Raw genomic sequence first — 14,480 nt, 5'->3', positions numbered from 1 at the left:
AACTGCCCTGCCATTCGATTTCTCGATAGCCACCTGCGACGTCCCTGTAATACCGGTCATCCCCGGCAATGTTTTGATCTGTATATCCATACAGATAAAAGTTGCTCTGGGGGCCAACTGCGGCCATTCTGTGCACCTCCAGTGAATTGATCAACGACGGTGGTTATGCGGCTGTACCTCTGTGAAAAACCTTCCCAGGCCAAAGACATTGCGGCCGTGCTCGGTGCCAAACGCCGGGGCGACGGCTGCTGGCTGGGAACGGACGTCACAGTGACCTGGTGCATCGGCCATCTGCTGGAAACCGCGCCGCCGGATGCCTACGACGCGCGCTACAAGCGCTGGGTGCTGGCGGATCTGCCGATCATTCCCGACAAATGGAAAATGACCGTCAAGCCGCGCACCGCCAGCCAGTACAAAGCGGTCAAGCGCCTGCTCGGCGAGGCCAGCGAGCTGATCATCGCCACCGACGCCGACCGTGAGGGTGAGATGATTGCCCGGGAACTGGTCGAGCACTGCCGCTATCGCGGGCCGATCCGCCGCCTGTGGCTGTCGGCACTGGATGAAGCATCGATCCGCAAGGCCCTGGCCGCGCTGAAGCCGGGGGCGGAAACCTTCAGCCTGTATCACTCGGCGCTGGGGCGCTCGCGGGCCGACTGGCTGATCGGTATGAACATGAGTCGCCTGTTCACGTTATTGGGCCGTCAGTCCGGCTATCAGGGCGTGCTGCCCGTCGGTCGGGTGCAGACGCCGACACTGCGGCTGGTGGTGGATCGCGACCGCAGCATCGCCGACTTCGTGCCGGTGCCGTATTGGGCGATCGATGTGCAACTGCTGCACGATGGCACGCTGTTCACCGCGCAGTGGCGTGCGCCCTCGGACGTTTGCGACGATCAGGATCGCTGCCTGAATCAGGCACTGGCCCAGCAGGCAGCCGCCGCTCTGAACAGCGCCGCCAGTGCGCGGGTGGTCAAACTGCGCACCGAACGCATGCGTGAAGTGGCACCGCTGCCATTCGATCTGGGCACCCTGCAGGAGGTCTGCTCGAAGAAACTCGGTCTCGGCGCCCAGGAAACCCTCGACATTGCTCAGGCCCTCTACGAAACCTACAAGGTCATCACCTACCCGCGCAGCGATTGCGGCTTCCTGCCGCTGAGCCAGCACAGCGAGGCGCCGGGGATACTGGCGGCACTGCGTCAGGCCGACCCGAGCCTTGACGCGCTGAACGGTCACCTCGACCCGCAGCGCCGCTCCCGGGCGTGGAACGACGCCAAGGTCAGCGCCCACCACGGCATCATCCCCACCGCCGCGGCAAAAAATCTCGAACGCCTGAGCGGCAAACACCGAGCGGTCTATACCCTGATTCGCGCGCGTTATCTGGCGCAGTTTCTGCCCAACCATGAATACGACCGCACCCAGGCCGACTTCGATTGCGCCGGTGAAGCGTTGCGCGCCGTCGGCAAGCAGATCATCGAACCGGGCTGGAAGCGTGCCTTGCCCGAAGCGCTGGCGCCGGCCAAGGGCCGCGAAGCGCCAGCCCCGCAAACCCTTCCGGCGCTGAGCCAGGGTATCGATTGCGCCGTGGCCGGCGTGAACCTCAAGGATCTGTGGACCCAGCCGCCCAAACCCTACACCGAGGGCGACCTGATCAAGGCGATGAAGAACGTCGCCAGACTGGTGGAAGATCCGCTGCTCAAACAGAAGCTCAAGGACACCACCGGCATCGGCACCGAAGCGACCCGCGCCTCGATCATTCAGGGCCTGCTGGATCGTGGTTATCTGGTGAAGAACGGCAAGGCGCTGGCAGCGACTGCGGCAGCCTTCAGCCTGATCGACGCCGTGCCCCGGGCGATTGCCGATCCCGGCACCACCGCCATCTGGGAACAGGCGCTGGACATGGTGCAGAGCGGCGAGATGAGCCTGGAAGAGTTCGTCACCAAACAGGCGGCGTGGATGAGCAAGCAGGTCACCCGCTGTTCTGCGCTGAGCCTGACCATCAGCGGCCCGCCACCGGCCGGCAAGGCTGCTGCGCCGTGGAAGAAGAAACGCAAATCGACGCGCGTTAAAACCGCCGGGGCAGCCAAGCGTACCGCCAAATAACTCAAACCTGCTGAGCTGCTGTGGCGAGGGAGCTCGCTCCCGCTCGGCTGCGCAGCAGTCGCAAAACCTGCAACTATGGTCTATCTGAAACATCGCGATTGCAGGTTTTAGGGCCGCTTCGCGCCCCAGCGGGAGCAAGCTCCCTCGCCACAGGGTTCTTAAGTCTCCCTTTTGGAGTTCATTGAACATGCCCACCATCGAACTGCACCCCGCCCACCGCGACGAACTGCAAACCATCGAAAACCTCATGCAGTTCTACATGTACGACTTCAGCCAATGGCTACCACTGAAACTCGGCGAACATGGCTTCTTCAGCATTCAGCCGAAAGACGATTACTGGCGCAATCCCGCTACCCAACCGTTCCTGATCCGCGTCGACGGTGAACTCGCCGGTTTCGTGACTGTGGATGACGACACCCACATCGACGGCGCCGAACACAACATCGGCTACTTTTTCCTCACCCGACGTTTTCGTGGCCAAGGCGTCGCGCAGTTTGTCGTCTCTGCCCTCTTGAGCCGTCTGCCCGGTCAATGGCAGATTTTCCACATCGACGCCAACCTGCCTGCGCAGCGCTTCTGGGCCAGGTTGATCCCCGAATTGACTGGCGGCGCAGTCACCCGCCAACAGCGCACCGTGGATGGTTACCCCTGCACCTTCTACGTCCTGCGCGCCTCCGCATCCGTTGCCTGAACGGATCTTTTCTCATTCCAAAACAGCTTTGTCCGACAATATGTAGTGAACAAAAATAATCACTACAAAACCGTTGACGGCACCGTTTTGCTTTTGCATGATGAAGACGTTCCCCGATCGGGAACATCGGTAACACGCTTGAGCAAACTCGTCTGACCGCCGAGTTGTTTTTTCCGGATACACGCTGCCCACAAGGCAGATTGAAGAAGCTGACCTGGCCTGAACGTCCAGTACAAGGACGAGAAGCGCTGGCGAAAATTCTCAAGACGCTTGTGGTCGACCCTGAAAATGTCGTCAAGGAGCCTCCCGGTTTTCGCTGCTTCTCCTCGTTGTGACGCTATTGCGTAGCAGTTATTCAACACGACTACATGCAACAGACGCATGACCCCGTACTTCACACGGGCGACCGCTGACGTCCTGGTTTCGGTGCCAGGGATCAACTAACCGATGGGCTACCTGTATTAGCGAATCAACTTTGAAAGATCACCAGACTGGTCAAGGGGCAAACATCATGAATCTGAACAATCAACCTACTATCGAAGAACTGGCTCGTATGTTCGCTGCACAAAAAGACAGCCACGACAGCCACATTCTCTGGATCAGCAAGTCGGGTCAGGTGCATATCGACTGCCTGTCGCCCCACGCTGGTGAAGAAGAATTCGACCGCAGCCACCAGAACCTGCTCGCCCGCCTGAAGATGTACCGCCGCGGCCACGGTTATGTCGGCAAGAAAGCTGCAGCCGACAAAGACTTCATCGGCAATGTGCTGCAGACGCTGAAACAGGCGTGGGATTCGATGCAGAACAAGAATGAAGTTCGGGTGATTGATCGGTTCTACTGATTTACAACTTCAATAATTGAAAGGGCCTGCTTCCCATAAGAAGCAGGCCCTTTTTTGTTCCCCTAAAACTCCCTGTAGGAGCTGCCGAAGGCTGCGATCTTTTGATCTTGTTTTTTAAGATCAAGATCAAAAGATCGCAGCCTTCGGCAGCTCCTACAGTGAGATGTCAATGGCGCTTCAGTACCAGATTCATAAATGCCACCGCCGCCGCACTGTGATAATTATTCCGCCGCAGCAACAAAGCCGCCCCACGCTGCGGCGCTTCGTTCTCGACGCTCAAGCGACGCAACGCCCGGTCTTCGCTGGCAATCGCCTCGGGCAACATCGTCGCCATCGGCGAATGGCGCACCACTTCCAGCAATGTACTCACAGAGTTCACCTCGATCCGCACCTTTGGCGTGATCCCCTGCTGACGGAAGTATTCATCGATCGATAAGCGCGTGATGAAGTCCGGCGCCAGCAAGGCGAAATCCAGCTGGGCAAGTTCGCTTGCCGTCAGCACCGCCTGACTCTCGTACAGCGGATGCTCGCGCCCGATCATGATTCCCAGGGTTTCGGTAAACGCCGGAATGCACTCGATGTCCGGGTGGCGCACCGGGGTAAAGGCAATCGCGATGTCCAGCGAGTCATCCGCCAGCCCCGCTTCGATATCGTCCATCGACAGTTCGAAAATCTGCAGATGAATACCCGGATGGCGCGCCGCAAAGTCGCGCACCAATGGCCCGACCAGATAAGCCATGAATGTCGGGGTCATGGCCAGTCGCAGGCTGCCACGGGACAGATCCTTGACGTCATGCAACGCCCGCTTGCCCGCCTCCAGCTCTACCAGCACCCGCCGCGCGCATTCGATGTAGGCCTCGCCGGCATCGGTGGGTTTGACTGTGCGTGAGGTGCGATCGAACAGGTTCACCCCGAGGCTTTCTTCCAGTTGGCGGATCTGTTGCGACAGGGTCGGCTGCGACACGTGCAACGCCTCCGCCGCCCGGGTGAAACCGCCGTGGTCGGCAACGGCCAGCAGATATCGCAAATGTCGCAGAAGCATGGGATCACCATCTATAGGCATAGCTTATGCGAAGCATTGTATATCGGTCTTGGACGCTATGGATCAATCGGCAGAATATTGCTTCCACACAGCAAGCCAACCTTGAAAGGAGTGACACCATGCAACAGTCCCACGCCCACAACGATGCCAGCCTGGCCCTGACCACCCGCATTCTCGACATCAAGGCCCGCAAGAATCTGTCATGGCAGGATCTCGCCGATGGCACCGGCCTGAGCCTGGCCTACGTCACCGCTGCCCTGCTCGGCCAGCACCCGCTGCCGCAAGACGCCGCGCGGGTGGTCGGCGATAAGCTTGAACTGGACGCCGACGCCGTCGTCGCCCTGCAGATCATCCCGCTGCGCGGCAGCCTCAGCGGCGTGCCGACTGACCCGACCATCTACCGCTTCCACGAGATGATCCAGATCTACGGCACCACCCTCAAAGCCCTGGTGCACGAGCAGTTCGGCGACGGCATCATCAGCGCCATCAACTTCAAGCTCGACATCAAGAAAGTCGAAGACCCGGAAGGCGGCTCCCGCGCCGTGGTCACCCTCGACGGCAAGTTCCTGCCGCTGCGTCCGTTCTGATCCGCCAGGCCCGCACCCCGCGTGCGGGCCGACCGCTCTCTTGTTCAATGAGGACACGCCCATGAAAGCCCTGATCGACGGTTTCCTGAAGTTCCAGAACGAAGCCTTCCCGCAACGCACAGAACTGTTCAAACACCTGGCGACCACTCAACAACCCGGCACTTTGTTCATCACCTGTTCCGACAGCCGTGTGGTGCCGGAACTGCTGACCCAGCAAGAACCCGGCGAGCTGTTCGTGATCCGCAACGCCGGCAATATCGTGCCGTCCTACAGCCCGCATCCGGGCGGGGTTTCGGCAACGGTGGAATATGCGGTGGCGGTGCTTGGGGTGACCGACATCGTGATCTGCGGCCATTCCGATTGCGGCGCGATGACCGCGATTGCCCAGTGCAAATGCATGGATCACCTGCCCGCCGTCAGCGGCTGGTTACAACATGCCGAGTCGGCGAAAGTGGTGAACGAGGCGCGGCCGCATGCCGATGACGCGGCGAAATTGAGTTCGATGGTGCGGGAAAATGTGATCGCGCAACTGGCGAACATTCAGACCCACCCGAGCGTGCGCCTGGCCCAGGAGAAAGGCCTGCTGAACCTGCATGGCTGGGTGTATGACATCGAGACCGGCTCGATCGATGCGCTGGCGGCGGATCGGAGCACGTTTGTGCCGTTGGCTGAGCAGCCAGCGACTTGTGCCATTCAGGCAAACGCCAGCGCAGTTGCCTGAAGGAGAACAGTGCAACCCTGTGGCGAGGGAGCTTGCTCCCGCTGGGGCGCGCAGCGGCCCTCGCTTATTCGGGTCTGCTGCGCAGACCAGCGGGAGCAAGCTCCCTCGCCACAGGTTTGGTGTTCAGATCAGCGTTTTACGCTGAGGTCGATCTGGGTCATGCGACTACGCACCGTAAACACCCCATCCCCCGAAAGAATCGCACTGCGCGCAAATAAGCGCCCGCTCTCCCAGTTCGAAAGCCCCAATTCCGGCTTGTTCAGCGCGTACTGGCCATCGACCCAACGGGTAATCCCGTTGCCCACAAACGGCGCGTTCACCGCGTTGTAGAAGCGTTCCTGAACAGCAGCATCCTCGCTGATCAACGACACCGTGAACTGTGGGCTGTAGCGGTTGAACAGCGCGATCGCCTGATCCAGATCGTCGACGATCATCAGGCTGACTTCCGGGGTTTCTTCCCATTCCCACTCGCGGCCCAGCTCTGATTCCGCCAGCGCTTCGGCCAGGGCTTCGGTCTGATAACCCTCGGCGCGATAGACCTCGACCGTCGCGTTCTGCCACTCGGCCGGCAGGCAATTCTCGCTGCCTGCGACGATGTGCAATTTGCAGCCCTGCCCGCGTGCGCTGCCGGCCTGCTTCAGCGCATCGAGAAACAGCTGCACCAGTTCGGTGGCGCGATCGCGTTGAATCAGGCAAACGTTCAGCGTGTTGCAGACTTTGCGATCCAGCGAGTTGCGCACCACGGCGGCAAAACGTGTGGCATCGGCGTGACGATCGGCTATCAGCCACGCGCCACCAGTGCCGTGCAGGCTGACCGCCGTGCCCGCCTGCTGGGCGATGCTGCCCAACTGGCTGACTGCACGCCCCGAACCCCGGGCCACCGCCAACGACAGACGCCGGTCAGCGAACATCGCCCAGCCGGCGGCGTGATTGACGCTTTCCACCAGCGACACCGCCCCCGCCGGCAGACCGGCATCGGCCAGCGCCGGGTTCAGCGCGTGAGTGACGATTGCTTGCGCGGTGCCCAATGCATCGCTGCCGATGCGCAGTACTGCGGTGTTGCCGGTGCGCAGTACACCGGCGGCATCGGCGAACACGTTCGGCCGCCCTTCGAACACGAACGCCACAATACCCAGCGGCGACACCACTTGCTCGACCTTCCAGCCGTCGTGTTCGAAGCAGCTGATGACCTTGCCGCGCGTGGCCGGCGCATCCCGCCAGGCGCGCAGACCGGCGATCATGTCGCGGCGCATGCGCTCGTCGGCGAGCAGCCGGGTGGTGGAGCGGCCACGGACCTTGGCGCGTTCGATGTCGGCCAGGTTGGCGGCTTCGATCAGGTTCCAGCACTCTGCGGTTTCCAGGCGTTGTGCGAACAGATCGAAGAAGTGGCTGATGGCCTCGTCAGACACCGCCGAAAGTGCAGTGAATGCCGCTGCTGCACGCTCGATTGCCACCGCAGCCGCTTGTTGATCGACCACCGGAATCAGCAACAGCTCGCCACTCACCTGCTCGACCAGCAGATGGTCACCGGGCTGAAACCGCGCCGCCAGTTCGGGGCTGACCACGGTCACGCGGTTACCAGCGAAAGGGATCGGCGTGCCAGCGACTAGACGTTCGAGCGCAAGAGACATGAAGCGGATTCACCATAAGAGGGGCGGCCGGAAAATGTATAGGAACTGCGCTCTCCCAGGCAACACAAAACCCTTGTGGGAGCGAGCCTGCTCGCGAATGCGGTGGGCCAGCGAGAGATGCATCGACAGGCACGACGCTTTCGCGAGCAGGCTCGCTCCCACAGGGTTTTGCAGTGTTTGGAAGGTTGGGTCAGAACACCGACCAGCCAATCCGCGAACTGAGCATCTCCAGCGCCGCCATCCCCGCCAGCGAGTTACCGGCAGCATTGAGTTCCGGCGACCACACGCACACGCTGAACTGCCCCGGCACCACCGCGACGATCCCGCCGCCGACCCCGCTCTTGCCCGGCAGGCCGACGCGATAAGCGAAGTTGCCGGCCTCGTCGTACAGGCCGCTGGTGGCCATGATCGAGTTGACCTGCTGGGTCTGGCGTCGAGTCAGGATCTGTTCGCCGCTGTGTTTGCAGAAACCGTCGTTGGCGAGGAAGCAGAATGCGCGGGCCAGATCGATGCAGTTCATGCGCAGCGCGCAGTGGCTGAAGTAGCTGCGCAGCACCGCTTCGACGTCGTTGTGGAAGTTGCCGAACGATTGCATCAGGTACGCCATGGCCGCGTTGCGGGCGCGATGCTGGTATTCGGATTCGGAGACCTTGCCGTCGACGATCACCTGTGGATTGCCCGACAGGCGCCGCACGAAGTCGCGCATCGACAGGGCTGGCGCGGCGAAACGCGACTGGTTGATGTCGCAGATCACCAGCGCCCCGGCGTTGATGAACGGATTGCGCGGGCGCCCGCGTTCGAACTCCAGTTGCACCAGCGAGTTGAACGGCTGGCCGGACGGCTCGTGCCCCAGGCGCTCCCAGATCGCCTCACCGGAATGCTCGATCGCCTGCACCAGACTGAACACCTTGGAAATACTCTGCACCGAGAACGGCGTCTCGGCATCGCCGGCGCAATACATTTCGCCGTCGTTGCCATACACCGCGATGCCCAGCTGATTGGCCGGCACGGTGCCGAGGGCGGGAATATAATCAGCCACTTTGCCCTGCCCGATCAGGGGCCGGACAGCGTCAAGAATCTCGTTCAACAGCGCTTGCATGCCGGGTTCCGAAGTCTCGCCCCATGGGATTGCGGGGACACTGGGGCTAGACGCCGCGCAGCCTTCAGAAATCACACAAACCCTGTAGGAGCTGCCGCAGGCTGCGATCTTTTGACCTTGCCTTTCAAAATCAGGATCAAAAGATCGCAGCCTGCGGCAGCTCCTACAGGGGATCGGTCAGTGGGCGCCGTCGAGGCCGGCGAGCAGTGCGCTGTCGCGGCTATAGATATCCGGCGCATAACGCACCTGTCCATCCTTGCCGACCTGCGCCGTCCAGTAGGTCATGAGGATCGGCACCGGTGCCGACAGGCGGAATTCGTGGGTGCTGCCGGTGGCGAGCAAGGTGTCGGTGCGCGTACGTTCCGCCGGGGTCAGCAACAGGTCGCGCAGTTGCATCGGGTGCTCGACCCGCACACAGCCGGAGCTGAAGGCGCGCGGGCCTTTGTCGAACAGGGCCTTGCTCGGCGTATCGTGCAGGTACACCGCGAACGGGTTGGGGAAGCGGATCACCAGTTGCCCCAGCGGATTTCGCGGCCCGGCGTCCTGGCGCAGCATGATGTTGCCGGGGTTGTCCCAGTCGATATCCGCTGCGGCCAACGGCTGGCCATGGGCGTCGAGCACCTGCAGATTCTGCCGGCTGAGGAAGGTCTGATCCTTGCGGATCGCTGGCAACTTGTCTTCTTTCCAGATGGTCGGCGGCACGGTCCAGGTCGGGTTCAGGGTCAGACGGGTGACCCGGGATTTCAGCAGCGGGGTCTGCCGTTCGGCGCGTCCGACCTGGGTACGGGTCTGCCAGACCGGCACGCCGGCCTGGTACAGGGTCAACTCGGCGGCGGCGACGTTGACCAGCAAACCATCGGGTTCCATGTCCTGGGCCAGCCAGCGGAAACGCTCAAGGTTGACCCGCAACTGCTCGCGGCGCGTCAGCGGACTGATGTTGAGCTCGGCAATCGTCCCCGGCCCGACTACCCCGTCGGCCTGCAACGAATGGTTGGCCTGAAAGCTTTTCACCGCTTCCACCAGCACACCCTCATAGGCATTGCCGGGCGTGCCGATGGCGTGGGTCAGATAGCCCTCGTTGTACAGGCGCTGAGCCAGTTCCGGCACGCGTTTGTCTTCCATCGCCGGGCGCAGCAGCGGGCCGTTGCCCACCGACTGCCAGTGCGGCAAGGCCTGCAGCCGCTGGCTGGCGTAGAGGTGGCGCAGGCTTTGGTATTGCGCCAGACGCGGACGCGCCAGATCGAACGCGGCCTTGATGTCGTGCAGACCGGGCACGGCGATCGCCAGCAATTCAGCCTGACGATCACGCGGGGTGTCATCGGAATGCCACAGCGGCTCGAAATGCGATTGCAGCAGACGACCGTAATGCAGGTCCTGCAGGGCTTGCAGGTAGTAGCGAGTAATGTCGATATCGGCACACAACTCGCCGTCCTGCGGCGGATTGGCGGCGACCGGATAACGTTTGGGATTGAGGCCATCATCGGCCAACAGTTGCAACTGCGCATGCAAGGCCGGCAAACGCCCGGACTCGCTGGCCCACACCGGCAGCCAGTCCTGCTGCTGATAAAACGCTTGCAGTTGCGTCAGCGCCGCGCCGCTCAGGTGCGCGGCAATCGCCGGGCACGCCTGGGGCAAACCGATCAGCACCGCTTGCAGCGGACTTTGCGGCTCGACCGGCATTTCCGCCGGCGGCGTCGACAGGGTCTGCAACGGCGGCAGCGGCTCATCGGCACAAGCGACAAACGGCGCAGCGAGCAAACAAATGCTCAAGTAGCATGCGTACTTTTTGAACAACTGCTTTACTCCAATCCGTGGCCGTCTGAATGACGGTCAACCTTACATCAGGTGCGCTGAACAGTCAGGCTCGAAACAGGGGTCTGTCGGGTATGACTGGGAGTCAGGAGCCAAAGTGCCAAATAAGTAGCAAGTGAGGACACTTTATAAATGTTGACGTATTTGCGCCGACTTCTGCTGACCACCGCGACCCTCGTCGTAGTGAGCAGCCCAGCTTTCGCCGCCGGCAAACCATCGCCGGTTCTCTTCACCAGCCTCGCCCACGCCGCGCCGGAACTCAATCCCCAAGCGCTGAAAGGTGCCTTGAGCGCCATGCAATGCGCAGTCAACAATGGCGCGAGACCCTCACGCCATCTGGCGATCATCGATTATTCGCAACCCTCCACCGCCCGCCGGCTGTGGATCTTCGATCTGAGCAGACAGAAACTGGTGCTGCGCGATCTGGTCGCCCATGGTTCGAATTCCGGGGAAAATTTCGCTACCCAGTTCTCCAACCGCGAAGGCAGTTACCAATCCAGCCTCGGTCTGTTCCGCACCCAGGAAAGCTACGAGGGCACCCACGGTTATTCGCTGCGCATGGACGGTCTGGAACCGGGCTTCAATGACCTGGCCCGCGACCGCGCCATCGTGATCCACGCCGCCGACTACGTGAATCCGTTGTGGAGCAAGCGTCAGGGCCGTATCGGTCGCAGCCAGGGTTGCCCGGCGGTGCGCCCGCAAGTGGCGAAGCAGGTGATCGATAAACTCAAGGACGGCCAGTTCATGTTCTCCTGGTACCCGGACCAGCGCTGGCTGAAGTCCTCGCCGTACCTCAACTGCCAGCCGCAGCAAGTGGCGAGTATCTTGAGTACCCACGCCAGCTGAGAATCCTGTAGGAGCTGCGGCACGCTGCGATCTTTTGACGTTGCTTTTAAATGGCAAGATCAAAAGATCGCAGCGTGCCGCAGCTCCTACAGGGGTTTGTTTCAGTCAGCAGCGTTTTGGCTGGGCTGGCCGCTTCCACGGGTGATGCGGGTTCGGCTGATGATCAGGGCCACAACCATCAACGCCGCCGCACCACCAAACGTGCTGTGCAAGCCGCTGCCGATGACTTCGGCCGGGGCTTGCGTCGGGTCGCCCGTAGCGAAGGCAAACACCGCGCCCATGACCGCCGCGCCGGTGATCAGACCGAGATTGCGTGACAGCCCGAGCAAGGCCGATACCACGCCGCGCTGATCCTGACTGACCGTCGCCATCAACCCGGTATTGTTCGCCGCCTGGAACAACGCGTAGCTGCTGGCAATCACAGCCATCGGCAGCAGATACGCCGGCAGACCGAGACTCATCGGCAACAACGCCAACAAACTGCAACCACCGGCCAACCCAAACAACGCCCCCGGGACCACCCGCTGTGCGCCGAAGCGGTCCACCAGACGCCCCGCCGGCACCCCGCCGCATGCCGCCAGCAGCGGGCCGACCGACAACGCCAGACCGACCACGGTGCTGCCCAGTCCCAACCCGCGGCTCAGGTAAAACGGCCCGACCACCAGCGTGGTCATCATCACCGTCGTCACCAGCAACGTCAGCGCCAGGCTGCTGCTCAGACGCGCGTCGGCGAACAATGACAGACGAATCAGCGGCGCCCTGGCGTTCATCTCGACCGCGATAAACACCCCTGCGCCGCACAGGCTGACCAGCAGCAACATCAGGGTGAATCCATCAACCGTCATCGCCAGCGCGTAGGCCGCCAGCGTCATCACCAACACTGCGCTGCCGAGATAATCAAACGCCACTCGCGACCGCGCCGGGCGATCCGCCGGCAGAAAGCGATAAACCAGCCACGCATTGAGCAGGCCCAGCGGCACGTTGAGGACAAAGATCGACGGCCAGCCGACATGCGCGATCAGCAGACCACCCAGCGACGGCCCGAGGCTGGTGCCGGTGGCCGACATGGTTGCCAGCAAGCCCATCGCACTGCCCGCCCGCGCCTTGGGCACCGCATCCGCCACCAGTGCCACCGTCAAGGCGAACATGATCGCCGCGCCAAGGCCTTGCACGGCCCGTGCGCCGATCAACCAGCCCAACCCGGGCGCCAACGCGCAGCACAACGAAGCACTGGTAAAAATGCCGATGCCGATCAGCAGCAGGCGTCGCCGCCCGAACACATCGCCCAGGCGCCCGACACTGACAATCAACGTGGTGACCGCCAGCAGGTACGCCAGCACGATCCACTGCACCTGTTGAAATGTCGCATTGAACGCTGCCGCCAGCGTCGGTAATCCGACATTGGCGATGCTGGTGTCCAGCGACGGCATCAACATCGACAGCGCCAGACTGGTCAGCGCCCAGCGGGCTTGAGGGGGCAAGGGGGATCCGGGCATCGGGCGCTCCTGGTGCAAAGGTCAGACAGCATAGCCTGCGTCTCGACAAGGCAAGGCGCAAGACGCATGCTTTGCACTTGATACCTGCATGGAACGCCACGTCATGAGCGCACCGGATCTGAACCTGTTGATCACCCTCGACGTGTTGTTGCGCGAAGGCAGCGTCGCCCGCGCCGCGCACATTCTGCGGCTGAGCCCGTCCGCGATGAGTCGCGCCCTGGCCCGTCTGCGTGAAACCACTGGCGATCCGTTGCTGGTACGCGCCGGCCGAGGTCTGGTGCCGACCCCGCGAGCGCTGGAATTGCGTGAGCGGGTCAGCGCTCTGGTGCAGGAAGCCGAGGCGCTGTTGCGCCCCGCCGAAGTGCTCGATCCCGGCCAGTTGCAGCGCACCTTCACCCTGCGCAACACCGACGGTTTTGTCGAAACCTTCGCCGCCGCGCTGCTCGCGCGCATCGCTGAAGAAGCACCCGGCGTGCGCCTGCGCTTTGTGCAGAAAGCCGACAAGGACAGCACGCCGCTGCGCGAAGGCCGGGTCGATCTGGAGACCGGCGTGGTCGACGACAGCACTGACCCGACGCTGCACAGCCGCATTCTGTTTGAGGATCACTGGATCGGTGTGGTCCGCGAAGACCATCCGTTGAGCTCGGGCAAGATCAGCAGCAAACGCTTTGCCGGCGGCCAGCACATTCTGATCTCACGGCGCGGACGCAGCAGCGGCCCGGTTGACGAAGCGCTGCTCGCCACGGGGCTGACGCGGGATATCGTCACGTCATTCGGCGGCTTTTCGGCGGCGCTGACACTGGTCCGCGAATCAGACCTGATCGCCACGGTTCCAGAGCGTCACACCAGCAAGCTGCGCATGGGCCTGCACAGCTTCGCCCTGCCCTTCAAGATGCCGCCGATCAGTGTGTCGATGCTCTGGCACCCACGGATGGACGCCGACCCGGCGCACCGCTGGCTGCGCAACTGTGTGCGGGAGGTCTGCCTCTAGCGCGCATCGCCGCCAGCCGGTTTATAGAAGAGGAATTTGCCGACCGCGGCGGTCTTTTTGTACTCCCTGGCCCAGCTCGGATGCACCTTGCGATCGTGAAAATACAGTGCGCCATGGGTGCGATCCGGCAACTGGCGGTTGAGGGCCTTGCCGGCGATGCCCTTGGCCAGGGTGTATTCGGCATCTTCCTTGACCTGATCGGCCTTGCCATCGCACCACCAGGAAAACTGGCAGCTCTTGGTTTCCGACCCTTGTTTGACCACTGCACACACGGTGTCGGGGAAGCCGTCATGGCCGAGGCGGTTCATCACCACGTTGGCCACCGCCTCCATTTCCAGCGTGTCGCGGCCCTTGGCTTCCCAGTAGATACTGCGCGCCAGGCAGGTGATCGGATCGTCCAGCGGCGCGGTGCCGGCGGGGTCAACCGCCTGCACTTCGGTGGGGGTGATCGCTTCGGATTTGGGCGCCGGCGCCGCGCTGACTTTGTCGGCGGCTTTTTCTTCCAGCACCTGGGCTTTCTCTTCGGCCTTGGCCTTGATCGGCGCCTGTTCAGTGGCGCTTACAACACCGGCCATCAGGGTTAATGCGAAACAGCCAGCCAACCATTTCAATCCCATGTCAGTTCT

The 14,480-nt window shown here is 62.2% G+C and carries 13 protein-coding genes; 7 read left to right on the top strand and 6 right to left on the bottom strand.

Going from position 1 to position 14,480, the window contains the following annotated elements; translation table 11 throughout:
* The first annotated feature begins 165 nt into the window (after nucleotides 1-165).
* The 3 genes from LOY52_RS10695 to LOY52_RS10685 all read left to right on the top strand — a co-directional run bounded on the left by LOY52_RS10695 (nucleotide 166) and on the right by LOY52_RS10685 (nucleotide 3,629).
* On the top strand, nucleotides 166-2,097 hold the full coding sequence (locus tag LOY52_RS10695; RefSeq protein ID WP_258679429.1) for a DNA topoisomerase III: 1,932 nt from the start codon (nucleotides 166-168) through the stop codon (nucleotides 2,095-2,097).
* A gap of 187 nt (nucleotides 2,098-2,284) precedes the next feature.
* Entirely contained in the window at nucleotides 2,285-2,788 is a 504-nt protein-coding gene (locus LOY52_RS10690; RefSeq protein ID WP_258679428.1) for a GNAT family N-acetyltransferase, read from the top strand.
* A 511-nt stretch (nucleotides 2,789-3,299) separates the two neighbouring features.
* Complete coding sequence (locus tag LOY52_RS10685) at nucleotides 3,300-3,629, top strand: hypothetical protein (protein ID WP_003226040.1); 330 nt, start codon at nucleotides 3,300-3,302, stop codon at nucleotides 3,627-3,629.
* Nucleotides 3,630-3,795: 166 nt separating this feature from the next.
* Here the strand turns inward: LOY52_RS10685 and cynR are convergent, their stop codons facing one another.
* Nucleotides 3,796-4,671 (bottom strand): transcriptional regulator CynR, encoded by an 876-nt coding sequence (cynR, locus tag LOY52_RS10680; protein ID WP_258679427.1) that lies wholly within the window; start codon nucleotides 4,669-4,671, stop codon nucleotides 3,796-3,798.
* Between the two features lie 119 nt (nucleotides 4,672-4,790).
* Here cynR and cynS point away from each other — a divergent pair, with 119 nt between their 5' ends.
* Together cynS and LOY52_RS10670 are read left to right on the top strand one after the other, a co-directional pair.
* Complete coding sequence (gene cynS, locus LOY52_RS10675) at nucleotides 4,791-5,258, top strand: cyanase (RefSeq protein WP_258679426.1); 468 nt, start codon at nucleotides 4,791-4,793, stop codon at nucleotides 5,256-5,258.
* Between the two features lie 61 nt (nucleotides 5,259-5,319).
* Nucleotides 5,320-5,979: a carbonic anhydrase gene (locus LOY52_RS10670; RefSeq protein WP_258679425.1), complete on the top strand. Its 660-nt coding sequence runs from the start codon at nucleotides 5,320-5,322 to the stop codon at nucleotides 5,977-5,979.
* Between the two features lie 128 nt (nucleotides 5,980-6,107).
* Here the strand turns inward: LOY52_RS10670 and LOY52_RS10665 are convergent, their stop codons facing one another.
* The 3 genes from LOY52_RS10665 to LOY52_RS10655 all read right to left on the bottom strand — a co-directional run bounded on the left by LOY52_RS10665 (nucleotide 6,108) and on the right by LOY52_RS10655 (nucleotide 10,503).
* Entirely contained in the window at nucleotides 6,108-7,610 is a 1,503-nt protein-coding gene (locus tag LOY52_RS10665) for an aldehyde dehydrogenase family protein (protein ID WP_258679424.1), read from the bottom strand.
* Nucleotides 7,611-7,800: 190 nt separating this feature from the next.
* Nucleotides 7,801-8,709: a glutaminase B gene (gene glsB, locus LOY52_RS10660; protein WP_258679423.1), complete on the bottom strand. Its 909-nt coding sequence runs from the start codon at nucleotides 8,707-8,709 to the stop codon at nucleotides 7,801-7,803.
* 177 nt (nucleotides 8,710-8,886) lie between these two features.
* Nucleotides 8,887-10,503, bottom strand: coding sequence for a murein L,D-transpeptidase (locus LOY52_RS10655; protein WP_258679422.1), 1,617 nt, complete (start codon nucleotides 10,501-10,503; stop codon nucleotides 8,887-8,889).
* 150 nt (nucleotides 10,504-10,653) lie between these two features.
* Between LOY52_RS10655 and LOY52_RS10650 the strand changes: the two genes are divergently transcribed.
* Nucleotides 10,654-11,367, top strand: a complete 714-nt coding sequence (locus LOY52_RS10650; protein ID WP_258679421.1) for a murein L,D-transpeptidase catalytic domain family protein — start codon at nucleotides 10,654-10,656, stop codon at nucleotides 11,365-11,367.
* A gap of 101 nt (nucleotides 11,368-11,468) precedes the next feature.
* Here LOY52_RS10650 and LOY52_RS10645 read toward each other — a convergent pair whose 3' ends face one another.
* Nucleotides 11,469-12,863, bottom strand: coding sequence for an MFS transporter (locus LOY52_RS10645; protein WP_258679420.1), 1,395 nt, complete (start codon nucleotides 12,861-12,863; stop codon nucleotides 11,469-11,471).
* Nucleotides 12,864-12,966: 103 nt separating this feature from the next.
* Here LOY52_RS10645 and LOY52_RS10640 point away from each other — a divergent pair, with 103 nt between their 5' ends.
* The gene (locus tag LOY52_RS10640) at nucleotides 12,967-13,854 is read left to right on the top strand and encodes a LysR family transcriptional regulator (RefSeq protein ID WP_258679849.1); all 888 of its coding nucleotides are present in this window, start codon (nucleotides 12,967-12,969) and stop codon (nucleotides 13,852-13,854) included.
* On the opposite strand, the gene LOY52_RS10635 is transcribed toward LOY52_RS10640, so the two are convergent.
* Entirely contained in the window at nucleotides 13,851-14,471 is a 621-nt protein-coding gene (locus LOY52_RS10635) for a cell wall hydrolase (RefSeq protein ID WP_258679419.1), read from the bottom strand. The genes LOY52_RS10640 and LOY52_RS10635 overlap by 4 nt on opposite strands.
* Nucleotides 14,472-14,480 lie beyond the last annotated feature (9 nt).

Source organism: Pseudomonas sp. B21-051 (assembly GCF_024748795.1).
Lineage (GTDB): Bacteria > Pseudomonadota > Gammaproteobacteria > Pseudomonadales > Pseudomonadaceae > Aquipseudomonas > Aquipseudomonas putida_A.
Note: the sequence above shows the minus strand (reverse complement) of the source record. Positions and strands in the feature narration are given on the sequence as shown.

Coding starts and splice junctions, on each gene's coding strand:
- LOY52_RS10695 (WP_258679429.1), top strand. CDS start 166: ATGCGGCTGTACCTCTGTGAAAAACCTTCCCAGGCCAAAGACATTGCG.
- LOY52_RS10690 (WP_258679428.1), top strand. CDS start 2,285: ATGCCCACCATCGAACTGCACCCCGCCCACCGCGACGAACTGCAAACC.
- LOY52_RS10685 (WP_003226040.1), top strand. CDS start 3,300: ATGAATCTGAACAATCAACCTACTATCGAAGAACTGGCTCGTATGTTC.
- cynR (WP_258679427.1), bottom strand. CDS start 4,671: ATGCTTCTGCGACATTTGCGATATCTGCTGGCCGTTGCCGACCACGGC.
- cynS (WP_258679426.1), top strand. CDS start 4,791: ATGCAACAGTCCCACGCCCACAACGATGCCAGCCTGGCCCTGACCACC.
- LOY52_RS10670 (WP_258679425.1), top strand. CDS start 5,320: ATGAAAGCCCTGATCGACGGTTTCCTGAAGTTCCAGAACGAAGCCTTC.
- LOY52_RS10665 (WP_258679424.1), bottom strand. CDS start 7,610: ATGTCTCTTGCGCTCGAACGTCTAGTCGCTGGCACGCCGATCCCTTTC.
- glsB (WP_258679423.1), bottom strand. CDS start 8,709: ATGCAAGCGCTGTTGAACGAGATTCTTGACGCTGTCCGGCCCCTGATC.
- LOY52_RS10650 (WP_258679421.1), top strand. CDS start 10,654: ATGTTGACGTATTTGCGCCGACTTCTGCTGACCACCGCGACCCTCGTC.
- LOY52_RS10645 (WP_258679420.1), bottom strand. CDS start 12,863: ATGCCCGGATCCCCCTTGCCCCCTCAAGCCCGCTGGGCGCTGACCAGT.
- LOY52_RS10640 (WP_258679849.1), top strand. CDS start 12,967: ATGAGCGCACCGGATCTGAACCTGTTGATCACCCTCGACGTGTTGTTG.
- LOY52_RS10635 (WP_258679419.1), bottom strand. CDS start 14,471: ATGGGATTGAAATGGTTGGCTGGCTGTTTCGCATTAACCCTGATGGCC.